The following is a 16,708-nucleotide window of genomic DNA, read 5'->3' on the forward strand; positions in this document are numbered from 1 at the left end:
ATCACCGGCGTCGCGATTCTCCCCGGTAATCGACAGGCGCGCGTGTCGCAAGTGACGACGAACGTTCGGATGCGCCGATACACGGATGCCGAAATTGAGCGCTACATCGAGCGTGGCGAGCCGTTCGACAAGGCCGGCGGCTACGCGATTCAGGACGGCGAGTTCCATCCCGTCGAGCGCTTCGAAGGCTGCTACTCCAACGTCGTGGGCCTGCCGCTCGGCAAGGTGATCGAGATGCTGACGGCTGTCGGTATTCCTCTCTCGGTCGACGACGCTGACGCGATCGCGGCGGTCTGCCCCTGCTGCGCTGCTAGTCTGATCTGAAACCACAAACCCTGACCGCAACCTCCGGATAGATACAACGCGCCCTTCGGCGGATGATCGGAGCATGAGCAGACGATCATTTGCTGGAGGGTACATGCCGCAACGCCCATTTCGATTCGGAATCATCAATGAGCAGTCGCTCGAACGCACAGTGTGGCTGGCACAGGTGCAGCGCGCAGAGGCGCTGGGTTACGCCACGTTCCTGATCCGCGATCATCTGGTCGACGAGCCGTTTGGTGCGCAGTACGCGCCGATCACGGCGCTGGCGATGGCCGCAGCTATGACGACAACGCTCCGCGTCGGCACGATGGTGATCGCCAACGACTTTCGCCATCCCGCCTTTCTGGCGAAGGAGTTCGCGACGCTGGCGGCGCTCTCCGGTGGGCGTGCTGAGCTTGGCATCGGTGCAGGCTGGATGCGCGCTGAATACGAGCAGGCCGGGATCGAGTTCGACCGCGCCAGTGTCCGCATCGATCGCCTCGGCGAGGCTCTGGAAATCATCAGCGGGCTTTGGCGCGGTGAGCCGTACTCATTCGAGGGTTGCCATTATCGGGTCGATGGGCTGCAAAGCTTCCCGCCACTGACCGACGCGCAGCGACCTCGCATTCTGATCGGGGGCGGGCGACCGCGCATGCTGCGACTTGCTGGGCGGTTTGCCGACTCAATCGGTGTGCTGACTTCGGCGTACGGCACCGGGGAGATGGTGCCTCGCGTGGACGAGCGAACTCCGGAGGCGGTGCGGGAGAAGATTGGCTGGATACGAGAGGGAGCCGGTAGCCGGTTCAATCAGATCGAGCTCAGCATGATCCCGACGATCGTCGTGACTGATGATCGTGACACGGCAGCAACAAGCGTCATTGAGCAGTACGGCTGGCGTGGCTGCAGCGTGTCGGACGTTCTGGCAATGCCGTCTATGCTGATTGGCACGGTCGAGGAGATCAGTGCCGGGATCGTGCAGCGTCGCGAGGAGTATGGCTTCTCATACATCATCGCCTCAGACACGCAGATGGAAGAGCTTGCACCGATTGTTGGCGCGCTGGCCGGGCGATGACCAACGAGCGAAATAATGGCAAAGCGAAAGCCGGCCCAACGGGCCGGCTTCCGTGGCTTTTGGGCGATCACCCCGAAGCACTGCAGACTAGCTGGCAGCCTCCGAGGCGACGCCCGATGTACCATGACTACTCATGATTAGGCATCACCTCCTTCGCCCTGTTTGGTGTTCGTAGCGAACCCGTGATCGACCTCACGGGATGTAGCGACACTATAGCAGCGGACTTGGTGACTGTCAACGATTCGCGTCCGGTCATTGTGAACGAACGCTCTGCCGTCACGGCTTTGGTGGAATCTGCAGTTCCTGACCGATCGTGATGTCGTTCGGGTCGCTCAGCCCGTTCAGCTCGATCAGCGTATTCAGATCAACGCCGAAGCGGAGAGCGATGGAATACAGCGAATCCCCTTCAACCACCACGTAGGTCGCCGGATTCTCCTCCGGCTGCGCTACACCTGTGCCGGTCGCATCTGCAGGCGGCGCGCGTATGGCGTCGGCGTGACGATGCGCATCGTCGGCTACACCTCAACCGTCGCTGTCGCCTCAGGTTCCGGCGAGGCGTTGTCGTTGCTCAGCGGGCTCGTACAGCCAAACGCAGTCAGGAACATGACCAGCGTCAGTGCCAGGTGGATGCGGTGTCTGTGAAGCATGGAGGTCATAAATCTGAATCTACCAGTCATCGCTGGTCTATGCGGTCAATAGGTCGCTAGCGGTCGCCGAACAGACGGCGTTGCAGCGAGTCGATGTGCTCGCGTCGCTTCTCGGTTTCCTGTGGCAGTGCGGTGAACGAGACATCCAGGACATCGCCGTCGTTGGTGCCGTCGGGCAGGCTGGAGAGTGGCACGACGATCATGCGGCCATCATCGGTCACCAGCGTCGCGAGCATCTCACCATGTTCGTCGCTATCGATCTCGTCAACAGTGACGCGCTCGGTCACTTTCACGTTCCGCCGCCTTCCGCTGTCCAGATGTCGTAGGTAGTTCCGTCGGTCGTGATCTCGATTCGCCCATCGAGGTCGGAGCGGTAAATCTGAATGTTGCGCAGCCGCAAGCGCTGAATGACCTCGTCAGCGGGATGCCCGTACTGATTGTTCAGGCCAACCGGGATTAATGCCACCTCCGGCGACACTGCATCGAGGAACGCAGCCGAGCTTGAAGAAGCGCTGCCGTGGTGGCCGACAACAAGAAACGTCGAGTGCAGATCCTCGTCGGTTTCGAGCTCGATCATCCGGCGTTCTGCCGGTGCTTCTGCGTCGCCGGTAATCAGGAACGACACGTCGCCATAAGTGATTTTGGTGACGATGCTGCTGTTGTTGTCACCCTGGTCGCCGGGCGAGAGCGTTAGCGGGTCTTCCGGCCAGAGCAGCTCGACCGAGACATCTGGCCCAAGATCGAGCTGCATCCCACGCCGCCCACGAATCGCTTCGATGTTCTTTTGAACGACGAGATCGAGCGCGCGCTCGTAGCTCTGGTTGCTGGTCGGGATCACCGGATCCACCCAGGCGCTTACCGTCATTGCCTCCAGCAGCGCGGGCAGTCCGCCGACGTGATCCTGATCCGGGTGGGTCATCACAACGTAGTCGAGCGTTTCAACATCGTGAGCGCGCAGGAACGGCAGCAGCTCCTGCCGGACGCGTTCGCCGGAGCGTCCGCCATCGATCACCATCGCGTGACCGCTGGGCGTGACCACGGCAGCTGACAGCCCCTGCCCCACATCGAGCAATGCGAACGTGAGCTTTCCGCGTTCGATGACGTGCGTTGCCGTTGGCTCGGCGCGATCGCTGCCGATCCTGACTGGCAGGACCGTGAGCGCCAGGATCGCGCAAATGACGAGGAAGAGGATGCTACCAACCACCATGATGACGAGGCACGAGCGAGCAGCCGAGGCATTGTCCCGATCCAGCATTAGCTACGGGTGCTCGAGCCATCATCGCGCGTTGTCCACCAGACATGGACGATGCGATGGATGGCTGTGATGTGGGTCAGGATAGCCAGCAGCCAGAGACCCCAGACCGGCTGGGAAATGAGCAGCGCCGCGGCGAGGATGACGACGCGCTCAAGGCGCTGAGCAACGCCGACGTCGCCGCGAATCCCGATCGCTTCGGCCTTCGATCGTGTGTAGGAGATCATCAGTGAGCCGACGATCGTCGCGTAGGTCAGCAACACCGGGATCGTGCCGGCGTCGGTGCGCGTGAGATAGACCAGCAGACCGGCGAAGACCACTGCCTCGGAGTAGCGGTCGACGGTACTGTCCAGGAATCCGCCGAACGCGCTTGTTTGGCCGGTGGCCCGGGCGACCGCACCGTCCAGTGCATCGAAAGCACCGGCGATCAGCACAAGAACGCCACCGAGGATCAGGTTTCCGGATGCGATGACCGTTGCCACGCCGACATTCAGTAGCAGCCCAGCGACCGTCAGCGCATTGGGCGAGATCTTTGTGCGCGCCACCGCTCGGCCAACTGGTCCGAGGCGCGACCGAACGCGATTCGCGAAACGGGTGCTAACCACGGCGACCCACGATCTCTTCCGGCCATGCCTGGCGCGTGTCGACCGTCGCCCGACTGACAATTGCACGCTGGTAGACATCCAGCAGACGTTCGGCAACGACGGCCCACGAAAACTGACGCACATGCTCTCGGCCGGACGCGACCAGGCGCTCGCGCAAGCCGGTGTCGGCGAGGACGCGGACAATCGCCAGCGCCAGCGCCCGTGGGTCCTTCGGCTCGACCAGCACGCCATCAATGCCATGTCGGATAACGCCTCGGTAGCCGGCAATCGACGAGGCCACGACCGGTATGCCGCTGGCCAGCCCCTTCGAGCAGGATCAGGCCGAACGACTCGCGACCGGTTGACGGTGCGACGAAGACGTCGGCGCTGGCGTAGTAGCGCGGCAGGTCCTGCGCGGAGACGAACCCGGCGAAGATCACATCGTTGATGCCGTTGTGCTCCAGGAATCGCTCGTAGCGATCGCTCATGCCCTGCCCGACAACGATCAGGCGAGCATCCGGGAACTGGCTGCGGATCATCGGCATAGCCCGGATCAGGTAACGGAAGCCTTTGCGTGGCTCGTTGAAGCGTCCCACGAACAGGATGTTTGGCCGCCCATCCATGAACTCAGGTATCGGGTCGGCGCTTTCGTGGAACTGATCTAGCGAAATGCCGTTGGGCACGATCTCGTAATCGGCCGGGAAGTACGAATCGACAAATTCGCGGGCGGCTTCCGACACGGCGACGCGGGCATCGAGCTTGTCGAAGAAGAGATCGAGAACTGGCTTCAGGTACATGTACATGACGTTGCTTGGTCGCGCCGCATGAAAGGTCCCGACGTTGGCAACGTCGGAGTGCAGTAGCACCGCCGGGCCGAGCAATGGTGTGAGCGGCTCATGCAGGTGGACGACGTCGAAGGTCTGCGCTCGCATGAACTGGCGGACTTTCCAGGTCACTGCCGGGGAAAAGGTGACGCGCGCCATCGACTCGTTCGACGGCACGGGGATCGCCATGCCGACGCGATAGACGTGGCCATCGTCGGTCTCCCCGACATCCGGCGACGTTGCCGCAATAATGCGCGTCGAGTGACCCATCGACCGAAACTGGCGATCGAGCTGGGTGACGTGCTCGTTGACGCCGCCGGGGTAGCCAAAGTCAAACGGCGAGACAAGGAGGATGCGCACTGCTACTCCCTTCGCCGCTAGCGGCTGACGCGATGCGCGCCGTCAGGTATTGGAGATTGGTTTGATCTGGCTCCGTAGAGCACGACAGTTCGATACGACCCAACCCCCACTCGTCGCTTCCATCGCACCGGGACGTATTGCCCTTTGCGCGGATTGTAGCATCGGCTCGCAGGCGATTGATTGCTGCACCGATCTCGTGGCACCCTCTTCGCTGTTTGTCACGATGTCCCTGGAGGCTGCCGACCGTTGACACTTCGCCCTTCACCGCTTGAGCCGGGTAAGCGAGATCGCGTGCCGCCGGGGATTCGGCAGCTCGCACGTGACTATCATCTGTCGTTTGTGACCGCTGTATTCGCTGCGCATTGGTTGCTGGTGACACTGGCCGGCGCGCTCGCGACGCGATACGCGACGACCAATCCGACAGTCAAAGCGCTCGGTTGGGGACTGCCGAATCTGAGCGGAATTGGCCGCCTCACCGTCCAGCCAATGCGGAACTGGGACGGATTCTGGTACAGCCTCATTGCTGAGTTTGGCTACGTCCATGAATCGACGACAGCGTTTTGGCCGCTCTACCCGTGGTCGATGCGCGTTGTTGCTGATCTGTTTGCGATCCCGGTTGAGGTTGCGGGGTATCTGCTGTCGAATCTCGCCTTCTTCCTCTCCCTGGCAGTGCTGTTCCGCTTTGTGGCATCGCAGTGGGGTCAGGATGTCGCGCGCCGCTCCGTCCTGCTGCTGGCGTTCTTCCCGACGGCGTTCTTCTTCTCGGCGGTCTACAGCGAGTCGTTCTTCCTGCTGTTCTGCGTCCTGGCATTTAGTTGGGCGCGGTCGGGCGACTGGTGGTGCGCCGGTCTTGCGGCCCTGCTGGCGGGTCTGACGCGTAACGTCGGGGTACTATTGGCGATCCCGATCGGCATCATGTTCCTGCGTCAGTACGGACCGGCGCTACAGAAGCATTGGCGACGCCCGACGGCCTGGCCGCGACAGGTGCTGGCACTAGGCCTGATTCCGCTCGGCCCGATTATCTTCTTCCTTTACCTCTGGCATGCGTTCAACAATCCGCTCATGACGATTGAGGCGCAAAAGGGCTGGGCGCGGATTCAGGCGATGCCGTGGACGACGTTCAAGATGGCCTTCGACCAGTGGGAAGATGGCTGGCTGCACGCACTGCTGGCGTCGCCGACCTGGGCGACGCTGACGTCATACTCGGTGCGCCTGTCGTTCGCGGAGTACGAGTCGCTGGACATCCTGATGGCGTTCGTTGGCATTGCGCTGATCGTCTACACGTGGCGGGTCTTGCCGATCGAGTACTCCAGCTGGGTCACGGTCATGTTCGCCCTGCCGCTGTTCAGCCCGTCGACTGTCCACCCGTTGATGTCGGTGCCGCGCTTCTTGCTGGTGCTGTTTCCGCTCTTCATCGCGCTGGCGCTGCTGCTGCGCCGTCGGGTCGCGTTCTTCGCGGTCCTCATTCCCTCCGCTGCGTTCATGGCGCTGCTGGTCGTCCAGTTCGCGACCTGGTTCTGGGTGTCCTGATCTTCGGGCCATTGGACCGTGAACCGGCCCGTCGTCATCGCCAATGCGACGGCCGGATCCTGCCCAGAACACACTGAGGGCCCACGCAAACGCGAGAGCCCTCAGTGGCGGGGAATGGGTGAAGGAGTCAAACGAGGGCTGATCCGACCTCCCGTGCCGGGAATATCTTGCGGTATGCGTCGTGGTTCGGGCCGTACCATTCGATCAACAGGTTGTTGTACCAGTCAGCGCGCTCAGCATCCGTGTACCAACGCACGCCGGTGTATTCAGCGGCCTTGAGGATTCCAAGGACCGCGTGTGTGATCTCATCATCGACAAAGTCCGGGCCGATTGGTGACACAATCCAGCGCGCCAGGTTGTTGGCAGTCTCGCGTGTGCGCGCCATGTCACGGGTGACCTGGAACGACACGAAGAACATCGGCTGAACTTCCGGCAGCCAGTCGAGATCGACAAGCTCGTTACGTACGTATGAGATGTAGGTCGCCAAGTCTGCCTCGTCGGGGATGCGGACGGCGAGCCCGTATGGCAGCGCCCAGTGCTCATCCTTCGACATCGGCAGTCCGGCTCCGGCTTCCATGCCCAGCCGTACCTCGTTGTAGAGCCACATCTGGCGAGCTGTGATGCCTTCGTCGCCGGCGAAGCGACGGTACTGCTCCATCGCATGCGGCAGGCTCGGCTCATCGTGCTCGTCGAGCAAGCCCTTGGCCGTCTCGTAGAGCGCATCGTCTGCAAACGCGATCAGCGCGCCGTCGTACGGTCCCGGCAGATGCAGGCCCCAGACGATAGCCGTGCCCGGCAATGGTCCGTCAGGCAGCGGCAGCGGCATGGTGAACCCGTAGTCAACGAACAGCGGCACTCCCGGAAGCGGCTGCGGTGGTGCCATCCCGGCGACCGGCTCAGCCCACGCGAGCCGAATCCCTTCGATGCCCAGCGTCTCCGGATCGAATTCCAGGTCGGCATCCAGCTCGATGAAGCGCGGCGTGCCCTTGGACCGCTTGGTCGCTTCGGACAGCGCACGCCGACAGTTGGCCGGAATGCCAACCGGCTCGGCGTCGGCGATGCCAAACGCTTCCATCAGAAGCTTCCGCGCACGATCGGTGCTGCGTACCAGAAGCATTGGAATGTCATCGCGTCCGACATAGGATCGCCATGCATTGAAAACTTCCTCAAAGGTCAGATCGTCGTCAGGTGACGCTGCGTCTTCGGCGAGCGCCATGATGTCACGCAAATGCGGATGGGCGGGGTAGTCAGCAGACCGAACCGGCTGCATGCATTCAATGCCGAGCGTTCAAAACCCGCCCAGCCACTGGTTTGCCCATGTATCACGATCGAATGGCATGCGTTTTCCTCCACCAACCCTGTTGGATAATCCCGAGAATATCTGTCGGAATTAGTCTATCGACACCAGACTGACTGTGTCAAGCGATTCAGAGAAACGCATCGGCCCGAGGCGATCGCCTCGGGCCGCTTGCAGAAAATCCGAGCATTGGTTAGCGAGACACGCGGTAGTTTGGTGCCTCTTTGGTGATGACCACATCGTGCGGGTGGCTCTCACGCAGCCCGGCTGAGGTGATGCGGACGAAGCGCGATTCCGACTTGAGTGTCTCGATGTCGGGTGCGCCACAGTAGCCCATCGCCTGCCGCAGGCCGCCGACGAGCTGATAGACGATCGCCGAGAGCGGACCCTTGTAGGCGACGCGCCCTTCGATGCCCTCCGGGACGAACTTCGCGAGGCTATCGACGTGCTCCTGGAAGTAGCGGTCCTTCGAATAGGATCGCTCCTTCATTGCGCCGAGCGAGCCCATGCCGCGATATTCCTTGAATCGTTCGCCCTGGAAGAGGACAACTTCGCCCGGGCTTTCCTCGGTGCCGGCCAGCAGGCCGCCCAGCATGGTCGAATCAGCACCGGCAGCAATCGCCTTGGCGATGTCGCCCGAGTACTGCATGCCGCCATCGGCCACGATTGGCACGCCGGCCGCTTTGGCAACGGCGGCGGCCTCCATGATCGCGGAGATCTGCGGGACGCCGATGCCGGCGACAACGCGGGTCGTGCAGATTGAGCCGGGACCAACGCCGATCTTGACGCCATCTGCGCCAGCATCGATCAGTGCCTGCGTCGCCGAGCCTGTTGCGACGTTGCCGGCGACGACCTCAATGCCGAGCTCGCGCTTCACGCGCCGCACCATGTCCAGCACACCGCTGGAGTGGCCATGAGATGTGTCGATCACGACGACATCGACGTTGGCATTGACCAGTGCAGCCGCGCGCTCAAACGCGTCGTCGCCGACGCCGACACCGGCTGCCACACGCAGGCGGCCCTGTTCGTCCTTCGTGGCGTTCGGATACAGGATCTTCTTCTGAATGTCCTTGACCGTGATCAGACCCTTGAGGAAGCCATGATCGTCCACGACCGGCAGCTTCTCGACCTTGTGCTCATGCAGGATTTCTCGGGCCTCGTCGAGCGTCGTTCCGACCGGAACCGTGACAAGATTCTCGCTCGTCATCAGCGTCGAGATCGGTCGGTCGAGATTGTCTTCGAAGCGCAGGTCACGGTTCGTCAGGATGCCGACGAGCTTACCGGCGGCGTCGGTAATCGGCACGCCGGAGATGTGATAGCGCTCCATCATGGCGACGGCGTCGGACAGCAGATCGTCCGGTCGGAGTGTGACCGGCTCGACGATCATGCCGGACTCACTGCGCTTGACCTTGTCGACTTCCTGAACCTGCTCCGCGACCGAGAGGTTGCGATGAATGACGCCGATACCTCCCTCGCGCGCCAGGGCGATCGCCATGCGCGCTTCGGTGACGGTATCCATCGCGGCGGACACGATCGGGATGTTCAGCCGGATGTTGCGTGAGAACCAGGTGCCGGTGACGACCTGATTTGGGATGACTTCGGACGCTGCCGGGAGCAGCAGCACGTCGTCAAATGTCAGCCCTGTGCCAACGATCTTCTCGTTGAAATCAAACCTCAGCCCATCTGAGGCAACGATACGAGTGGCAATTGGATCACCCATAATCGTCATCGAATCGCTCTCTCCTTCGCCCGTAACACGCGTGCCAGCCCGAAACACAACTCTACCTGGAGTCCATCGCGACAGGCGCTTCGGCCGCTGTCGCACCAACCTCAGAATCCGCAGGCGGTAGTCCCAACCGCTGGGTCACCTCATCTGCAAGATCCCGATATGCTTGCGCGCCACGCGACGACGGGTCGTACTCGGCAATCGAGCGACCATGCGATGGCGCTTCGGCGAGCCGCACCGTGCGCGGCACTATCGAGCGAAAGATCCGGTTCGGGAACAGCCTCGCGACATCACGCACCACCTCACCGGCCAGTCGGGTGCGTGAGTCATACATCGTCATCACCAGCCCGAGGATGTCCAAGCGGCGGTTCAGCCCGCGCTTGACCAGATCGACCGTATTGATTAGTTGAGTCAACCCTTCGAGCGCCAGGTATTCGCACTGAACAGGAATGACGAGATCATCTGCCGCAACCAGACCATTGATCGTCAGCAAGCCGAGCGACGGCGGACAATCAATAATGATGATGTCGTAGCGTGCTCGTGCCGACTGCAGCGCTGCATCGAGCCGCATTTGCGGTCGTGCCAGGCTGGTTAGCTCAACCTCCGCGCCGGCCAGCAGGTGGTTCGCGCCGAGGATATCGAGCGATGGGCGGACATCCTGGATGATTGCGGTATCGACCTCGGTGCCGTCGACGAGCACATCGTAGACGGTGTACTCCAGCTCGCGCTTGTCGAGCCCGACCGAGCTTGTGGCGTTGCCTTGCGGGTCGAGGTCAATCAGCAGAATCTGGTAGCCGCGTGCGGCGAGGTCGCATGCGAGATTCACGGCGGTCGTCGTCTTACCGACGCCACCCTTCTGGTTCGCTAGCGCCAGAACCTTACTCACCAGTCGCACCTGATGCGACGACGCTTGCCTGCTGCACGTTCTCCCGGCTCAACCTCCGACTGATTCCCGCGCGTACCGCCCGGCCCCCCGAGAGGTGATCGCTAAGGATACCAGAGGACTGAGCCGAGTGAGCGATGTCAGACCGGCCAATCAGTTCCAGAATCGTGCTGCCAGCGGCTTGCGCTTCGGATATGCGCCGGTCTCTTCCGCCTGCTGCTCCATCCGCTTGATGCCACGGCGGACGTAGGTGACGCCCGTCCAGCGCACAGGCTCAGGCTCCCAGTCCGGCGAGGCGTGCGTCGTCATCGGCAGATGTGTCAGCTCGGTGTCCTTCTCAGTGATGAGATCTGCCAGGACGCGGCCAGACAGGTTGGTCGTGGCAACCCCTTCGCCCGAGTAGCCGTAGGCGCGGGCGATGCCCGTCTTGCGGTCGTAGGACATTGTCGGGATGCGATCGCGCGGGACACCAAGGACGCCGCCCCATGCGTGCGTGAACTTCACATCCTTCAGCATCGGGAACCAGTCGACGGCTGACTCCCGCCCAAGCTCGAAGATCTCTTCGCGCAGATCCAGCGCATCACTGATGCGTGAGCCGTACGGGTAGCGCCCGCTATACGGGCCGAAGGCGATCCGACCGTCGGCGGTGTGGTTCAGGTAGCCTCCAGTGGTGCCCCAGCCGCCGACGACTTCGCGCTTCTCCCAGCCGATCTGCTGCCAGATCTCGTCGGGCAGTGGCTCGGTGACGACGATGTGCGATGTCATCGGGATGATCTGGCGGGAGAGCTGCGGAAGCTGCGACAGGTATGCCTCACCAGCCAGCACGATCACCTTGGCCACGACATTGCCGCGCTCGGTGTCAAGTCGCGGTAGCGGCCCGGGCACGAAGCTCGTCACGCGGGTCTGCTCATAGATCGTGCCACCATGGCGCTCGACGGCGCGCGCGAGGCCGCGCGTCAGCCTGGCTGGCTGCACTGACGCGCCTTCCTTATTCCAGAACGATCCGATAGCGCGGGTGACGCGCAGGTGTTTTGCGGTTTCGTTAGCATCCAGCAGTGCACCGTGATCGCCAAGCCCGAGCATCTCGAACTCGTGGTACATCTCCTCGATCTTTGGCATCTGCCACTCGCCGCGCGCGAACTCGATCGAACCGCTCTTGATGAAGTGCGCGCCGATCCCTTCGCGCTCGCAGACTTCGCCGACATTGTCGACGGTGTCGAACATCGCCGTCTGCACCGCGCGAGCCGCGTCGGTGCCGAATCGATCGGCGAGCGTCGTCAGTGCTGTTGGGAAGCCGGAGTAGCACCAGCCACCGTTGCGACCGGACGCGCCGAAGCCGGCGATCTCAGCTTCGAGGATGGCGACGTTCAACGATGGGTCGGCCTGCAGCAGGTGGTACGCAGTCCACAACCCTGACAAGCCGGCACCGAGAATGGCGACATCGACCGTGATCGAGCCATCCAGCGGTGGCCGGGGTGTCAGGTCGTCGTCCGACGTCTCCAGCCAGAAGCTATAGCGTCCGTAGTCCTTACTCACGATTCCCTCTTCCCCTGCACATTCCACTATCAGTCAGAAGGTGCGCGCATCGTACCGTCTGGAACACTGGCGAGCGATCGAATTTCAATCCAGATGGTACCGCCTCAGGGCGGGTGGGCGTGGAGGAATGGGTAGCCCCACCCGGGGCTACCCATTGATTGAACGTGTTACTCGCTGAGCATGACCCGCTTCAACCACGAACCGGCTGCTGCTGTCGGCAGGTGGAAGATGTTGCTCACATGTGGCTTGGTGACGTAGAAGTTCTGGCCGTGATACACCGCGACGTTTGCTGCGTCATGCACCAGGATGACTTCGGCATCGCTGTACATCTGCAGGCGCTTCTCTTCGTCGGTCTCGATCAGCGCAGCAGCGACAAGTTGGTCGTACTCATCGTTCTTCCAGTGCGTCTTGTAGAAGTCCGCGTTCGACGCGAACAGCTGGTTGTGCCAGTTGCTCGGGTCGGCGAAGTCCGAACCCCAGATGCCGAGGTGAGCGTTGTACAGCTGATCCGCTCGGGCGCTGCGCCACTCGACGTAGGCACGCGGCTCCAGCGGCTGCAGCTGGACATCGATACCCAGGTTGTCCTTCCATTGCTGCTGCAGATACTGGCTGATGATCGGCAGCGGCGTCGTTGTACGCGCCACGAGCGAGAAGTTCTCCGGCCAGCCCTCGCCGTCCGGGTATCCCGCTTCGGCCAGGAGCTCCTTGGCCTTGGCGATGTCGCCTTCCAGCGCAGCGCCCGGGTTGTTGCCGGGGATGTCGGCCGGCAGGATTGTCGGCGCAACCAGATAGTAGTCCTTCAGGACTGCCGTGATCAGCGATTCGCGATCCCAGCCTAGCGCCAGCGCCTGGCGAACACGGATGTCGTCTGTTGGCGCGTTGCGCGTGTCGAAGTGGATCATCTCGGTGCTGGATGCCGGGTAGCCCTTCATCTCAGCCGAGAGTGTGGGATCGGCCAGCGCGCGCTCGTATTCCGCAGCCGGCACGAGTGCATGGTCGACTTCGTCGTTCTCGTAGGCGGTCAGACCCTTGGCGACCCAGTCGTCGTAGATCGTGTATTCGGCCTTACCGATGTGCGGCTTGTCGCCCCAATAGGTCGGGTTTGGCTCGAACACCATCAACTGATCGTGCTTCCACTCAGTGATGATGAATGGGCCGTTGACGACCATGTTCTCCGGCTCAAGCCACTTGTTGCCGGCCGCTTCAACGACGTGCTGCGGCACCGGATACGCCGTCCAGGTCGCCGAGATGATCGGGAAGAACGGCATCGGTTCTTCGAGCGTGACCTCGAAAGTCAGATCGTCGACGGCTGCGACGCCGAGCTGGTCCGGCGTCATATCGCCGGCAGCGATCGCCTCGCCGTTCTTGATCGGGTAGAAGATCGCGGCGTACTTCGATGCCGTCGCCGGATCCATGACGCGCCGCCATGAGTACAGGAAGTCGTTGGCGTTCAGCGGTGTGCCATCCGACCACTGCATGTCCGGGCGGATCTTGTAGGTCCAGACCGTGCCGTCGGCATTCGCCTCATAGCTCTCCGACATCGCGGGTGAGGCTGTACCATCTTCCGGGCTGATGACGACGAGACCTTCGAGCAACAGCTCAGCGACCACGGGCTACCGGTGATACCGGGGTCGACATCCTCCGGCTCGACCGCGCCGTAGCGGACGATGCCGCCGGTGGAAGCGCCCGCCTCTGCTTCAGTCCGGCTCCAGCCTCAGCCTCGGTCGCTTCGCCTGGGGCTTCGGTTGCCTCGCCACCGGATTCACCAGCGTCGGGCGTCTCGCCAGACGGCGCAGTAGTCGCCGCTGGCTCGTCGTCGTCATCGCCACCGCAGGCAGCAACAGACCTGCGAGCCCAGCAGCGGCGGTTCCGATGAACGTTCGCCGGGTGACAGACGTGCGGAGCAGGTAGCGCGAAATCTCCATGGTACCCCCTCTTTCCTACCCAACCGATTATGTCCGTGGTGCGGTGCTGGACGTCAGCGTTGCACCCATGGATCGAGCGCGTCTCGCAGGCCGTCGCCTACGAAGTTGAACGAAAGGACGGTGAGGGACAAAGCGACCGCCGGTGAGATAAGGATGTGCGGATACGATCGCAACAGCGCAACGCCGTCAGAGATCATCGAGCCCCACGATGGTGTCGGCGCTGTGACGCCGAGCCCGAGGAAGCTGATGCCTGCCTCGCCGAGGATCGCGGCCGGCAAGCCAAGCGTCGTCGCGACGATGATGATCGGCAGTGTGTTCGGCAACAGGTGCCGCGTCATGATCCGGCCATTGGTCGCGCCGATGCAGCGAGCCGCCTCAACGAACTCCTTGTTGCGCAGCGAGAGGATCTGCCCGCGGATGAGTCGTGACACGGTCAGCCATGACACGAGGCCGAGACCGATGTAGACGCCAAGCAGCCCGCCCGTGGCGCGGTCGAAGGTCTTGAGCGGCAGCAGCGGGCCGCTATCGACCAACTGAAACTGCGCCCGCAGGTAGGTCATGATGATGATGACAAACAGCAGGTTCGGGAATGCGTACAGCACATCCACGACTCGCATCAGGAACGTGTCGATCTTGCCGGGGAAGTATCCGGCGACCAGTCCGACCGGCACGCCAATCGCCAGAATGACGATCTGAACGACGAATCCGACCAGCAGCGAGACCCGCGCGCCGTAGATCAAGCGGCTCAGCATGTCGCGACCGAGCTGATCCGTGCCGAGCAGATGCTCCCGACTCGGTGGCTGGGTGACGGCCAGAAGATCCTGCTCGGCATACCCCTTCGGCGCGAGCAGCGGCGCGGCAATCGCAACGATCACCACAAACACGATGAAGACAAGTCCGATCAGTGCGGCCTTGTTCTTCCGGAAGCTGCGCCATGCGTCACTGGCGAGCGTTCGGGATGAGCGTTGCCCCGCGGCGCCAAGTGCCGCGGCCCCGGTCAGATCGGATGAAACAGGTGCTGCGATCTCCTGAGACTCCATTGCGCCCCTCAATAGTTAATCCGAGGATCGAGCAGTCCATACATGAGGTCAACGAGCAGATTCATCACGCTGACCGCAACCGCGAAGAGCAGCGTCGTTGCCAGAATGACGGGATAGTCGCGCACGGCGATGCTGCGCACGAAGTACCGGCCGATGCCCGGCACACCGCAGACGGTTTCGACAAAGAACGAGCCGGTCGCAACTGCCGCGAACTGCAGGCCAAGGATGGTGACCACCGGTATCAATGCATTGCGTAGAGCATGACGCGCGATGACGCTGACTTCGGCCAATCCTTTTGCGCGCGCAGTCCGGACGTAGTCCTGCTGCAGCACTTCAATCAACGACGAACGGGTGTAGCGAGCCAAAGCAGCAGCCGGAGAGAAGGACAGCGCGATGGTCGGAATGATCGCCTGTTTACTGAATATGCCGTCCCAACCGCCTGTTGGTAACCAGTGCAGACGGGACGCAAGGACGAGGATCAGCAACGACGCTACAACGTAGGACGGCGCTGAGACGCCGACGATGGCCCCGAATGTCGAGAAGTAGTCAATGGCAGTATTGCGGCGAACGGCACCGATCGTCCCGGCGGTAATGCCGATGATCGCGGCTACGACCATGGCTGCGATGCCAAGCTTCAGCGAGACCGGCACGAAGTCCCGCATGATCTCGGTGACATCCCGGTTGCGCTGCGCGTACGAAGGCCCAAAGTCAAGCCGAACCGCCCCGCCAAGATAGTCGACATACTGCCGCCACATCGGCTTATCCAGGCCATACGCCTTGTTCAGCGCATCAATTGCTTCTTGTGAGATTGGCTTATCGCCGGTGTCCCATGGTCCACCGGGTGTCGCGTGAATAAGCAGGAAGGTAATGGTGTAGACCGTCAACAACGTCGGGACGAGAAGAAGGACGCGCCGAATAGCGTATTGACCCACCTGGACCACCTCATCGGATCGGTCGCCGCCCGATCACCGCCGTTGGATTCACGTCGCAGCGAGGGGCGCTGCGTGCCCGGAAAATCTTGGTTTGTTCGATTGCGCAACATGCTATCAGCGACCCGGTAAACACGTCAACAATTTCGAAACTGTTGGGCTGATATGGTGGCGGGCCGTCTATGCACGGGACTACTCCCGTGCACTCTCGAAACATGAGTGGCATCATCCGCGACATCGTTTGCCTCCGGTCCGGCAATCGGCTCAGACCGAGTAGCGAAATCAGAACAGATGGTCTAATCTTGTACCCTGTTCCGATCTCTCACACTGCTCCATGTAAGGAGACGACAACGATGTGCGGACGGTTCGTTATCAAGTCGCCCCTGATGGACATCGTTGAATACTTCGAGGTTCATGATGTTCGTACCGAGGAGCGCGGGCCGCGCTTTAATGTCGCGCCATCCACGCAGATTCCGCTCATTCGTGACACTGGCGATGCACGGACGCTGGATGCGGCGTGGTGGGGCTTTGTCCCACGTTGGGCGAAGACGCTCGACTCAGGTCGTCGCCCGATCAATGCCCGCTGCGAGACGGTTGCCGAGAGCCGCCTGTTTGGCCCGGCCTATAAGCAGCGCCGCTGCCTGATTCCGGCCGATGGATACTATGAGTGGAAAGCGCTGGGTGGCCGACGAAAGCAGCCCTACTACATCCATCCAGCCGATGGGAAGATGCTCGCCTTCGGAGCGATATGGGAACCGTGGCATGAGGGTGACCCGGATGGCATCACGACCACCGCGATC

Annotated in this window: 15 protein-coding genes and 2 pseudogenes; 4 read left to right on the plus strand and 13 right to left on the minus strand. The window is 62.0% G+C overall.

What is annotated here, in order from left to right; translation table 11 throughout:
* Both M9890_12275 and M9890_12280 read left to right on the plus strand, forming a co-directional pair.
* On the plus strand, nucleotides 1-324 hold a 324-nt coding region (locus M9890_12275; protein ID MCO5177726.1), incomplete at its 5' end, for a Maf family protein.
* 94 nt (nucleotides 325-418) lie between these two features.
* Nucleotides 419-1,375: a TIGR03621 family F420-dependent LLM class oxidoreductase gene (locus tag M9890_12280; GenBank protein ID MCO5177727.1), complete on the plus strand. Its 957-nt coding sequence runs from the start codon at nucleotides 419-421 to the stop codon at nucleotides 1,373-1,375.
* Nucleotides 1,376-1,651: 276 nt separating this feature from the next.
* Here the strand turns inward: M9890_12280 and M9890_12285 are convergent, their stop codons facing one another.
* From M9890_12285 to M9890_12310, 6 genes and pseudogenes are all read right to left on the minus strand, one after another.
* Complete coding sequence (locus tag M9890_12285; protein ID MCO5177728.1) at nucleotides 1,652-1,789, minus strand: LysM domain-containing protein; 138 nt, start codon at nucleotides 1,787-1,789, stop codon at nucleotides 1,652-1,654.
* Between the two features lie 289 nt (nucleotides 1,790-2,078).
* Nucleotides 2,079-2,315 (minus strand): DUF3006 domain-containing protein, encoded by a 237-nt coding sequence (locus M9890_12290; GenBank protein ID MCO5177729.1) that lies wholly within the window; start codon nucleotides 2,313-2,315, stop codon nucleotides 2,079-2,081.
* Nucleotides 2,312-3,277 (minus strand): MBL fold metallo-hydrolase, encoded by a 966-nt coding sequence (locus M9890_12295; GenBank protein MCO5177730.1) that lies wholly within the window; start codon nucleotides 3,275-3,277, stop codon nucleotides 2,312-2,314. The genes M9890_12290 and M9890_12295 overlap by 4 nt, the downstream gene beginning before the upstream one ends.
* Complete coding sequence (locus M9890_12300; GenBank protein ID MCO5177731.1) at nucleotides 3,277-3,819, minus strand: CDP-alcohol phosphatidyltransferase family protein; 543 nt, start codon at nucleotides 3,817-3,819, stop codon at nucleotides 3,277-3,279. Before M9890_12300 ends, M9890_12295 begins: the two co-directional genes overlap by 1 nt.
* 52 nt (nucleotides 3,820-3,871) lie before the next feature.
* Nucleotides 3,872-4,481: pseudogene (locus tag M9890_12305) on the minus strand (glycosyltransferase family 4 protein).
* 96 nt (nucleotides 4,482-4,577) lie between these two features.
* A pseudogene (locus M9890_12310) lies at nucleotides 4,578-4,952 on the minus strand (glycosyltransferase family 4 protein).
* Nucleotides 4,953-5,288: 336 nt separating this feature from the next.
* Here M9890_12310 and M9890_12315 point away from each other — a divergent pair.
* Nucleotides 5,289-6,572 (plus strand): glycosyltransferase family 39 protein, encoded by a 1,284-nt coding sequence (locus tag M9890_12315; GenBank protein MCO5177732.1) that lies wholly within the window; start codon nucleotides 5,289-5,291, stop codon nucleotides 6,570-6,572.
* A gap of 127 nt (nucleotides 6,573-6,699) precedes the next feature.
* Here M9890_12315 and M9890_12320 read toward each other — a convergent pair whose 3' ends face one another.
* The 7 genes from M9890_12320 to M9890_12350 all read right to left on the minus strand — a co-directional run bounded on the left by M9890_12320 (nucleotide 6,700) and on the right by M9890_12350 (nucleotide 15,911).
* The gene (locus M9890_12320; protein MCO5177733.1) at nucleotides 6,700-7,842 is read right to left on the minus strand and encodes a hypothetical protein; all 1,143 of its coding nucleotides are present in this window, start codon (nucleotides 7,840-7,842) and stop codon (nucleotides 6,700-6,702) included.
* Between the two features lie 220 nt (nucleotides 7,843-8,062).
* Entirely contained in the window at nucleotides 8,063-9,589 is a 1,527-nt protein-coding gene (guaB, locus tag M9890_12325) for an IMP dehydrogenase (protein ID MCO5177734.1), read from the minus strand.
* A gap of 61 nt (nucleotides 9,590-9,650) precedes the next feature.
* The gene (locus M9890_12330) at nucleotides 9,651-10,481 is read right to left on the minus strand and encodes an AAA family ATPase (GenBank protein MCO5177735.1); all 831 of its coding nucleotides are present in this window, start codon (nucleotides 10,479-10,481) and stop codon (nucleotides 9,651-9,653) included.
* 150 nt (nucleotides 10,482-10,631) lie between these two features.
* Entirely contained in the window at nucleotides 10,632-12,014 is a 1,383-nt protein-coding gene (locus M9890_12335) for an FAD-binding oxidoreductase (GenBank protein MCO5177736.1), read from the minus strand.
* 167 nt (nucleotides 12,015-12,181) lie between these two features.
* Nucleotides 12,182-13,624 carry a peptide ABC transporter substrate-binding protein gene (locus M9890_12340; GenBank protein MCO5177737.1) on the minus strand — a complete coding sequence of 481 codons (1,443 nt, stop codon included), beginning with the start codon at nucleotides 13,622-13,624 and terminating at the stop codon, nucleotides 12,182-12,184.
* A 368-nt stretch (nucleotides 13,625-13,992) separates the two neighbouring features.
* Nucleotides 13,993-14,979, minus strand: coding sequence for an ABC transporter permease (locus M9890_12345; GenBank protein ID MCO5177738.1), 987 nt, complete (start codon nucleotides 14,977-14,979; stop codon nucleotides 13,993-13,995).
* An 8-nt stretch (nucleotides 14,980-14,987) separates the two neighbouring features.
* A complete protein-coding gene (locus tag M9890_12350; protein MCO5177739.1) occupies nucleotides 14,988-15,911 on the minus strand; it encodes an ABC transporter permease in 924 nt (307 codons plus the stop codon).
* Between the two features lie 350 nt (nucleotides 15,912-16,261).
* Between M9890_12350 and M9890_12355 the strand changes: the two genes are divergently transcribed.
* The coding region (locus tag M9890_12355) for an SOS response-associated peptidase (protein MCO5177740.1) at nucleotides 16,262-16,708 on the plus strand (447 nt) is incomplete at its 3' end.

The organism is Thermomicrobiales bacterium (assembly GCA_023954495.1).
In the GTDB taxonomy this organism is placed as follows: Bacteria; Chloroflexota; Chloroflexia; order Thermomicrobiales; family CFX8; genus JAMLIA01.

Coding starts and splice junctions, on each gene's coding strand:
- M9890_12280 (MCO5177727.1), top strand. CDS start 419: ATGCCGCAACGCCCATTTCGATTCGGAATCATCAATGAGCAGTCGCTC.
- M9890_12295 (MCO5177730.1), bottom strand. CDS start 3,277: ATGCTGGATCGGGACAATGCCTCGGCTGCTCGCTCGTGCCTCGTCATC.
- M9890_12320 (MCO5177733.1), bottom strand. CDS start 7,842: ATGCAGCCGGTTCGGTCTGCTGACTACCCCGCCCATCCGCATTTGCGT.
- guaB (MCO5177734.1), bottom strand. CDS start 9,589: ATGGGTGATCCAATTGCCACTCGTATCGTTGCCTCAGATGGGCTGAGG.
- M9890_12345 (MCO5177738.1), bottom strand. CDS start 14,979: ATGGAGTCTCAGGAGATCGCAGCACCTGTTTCATCCGATCTGACCGGG.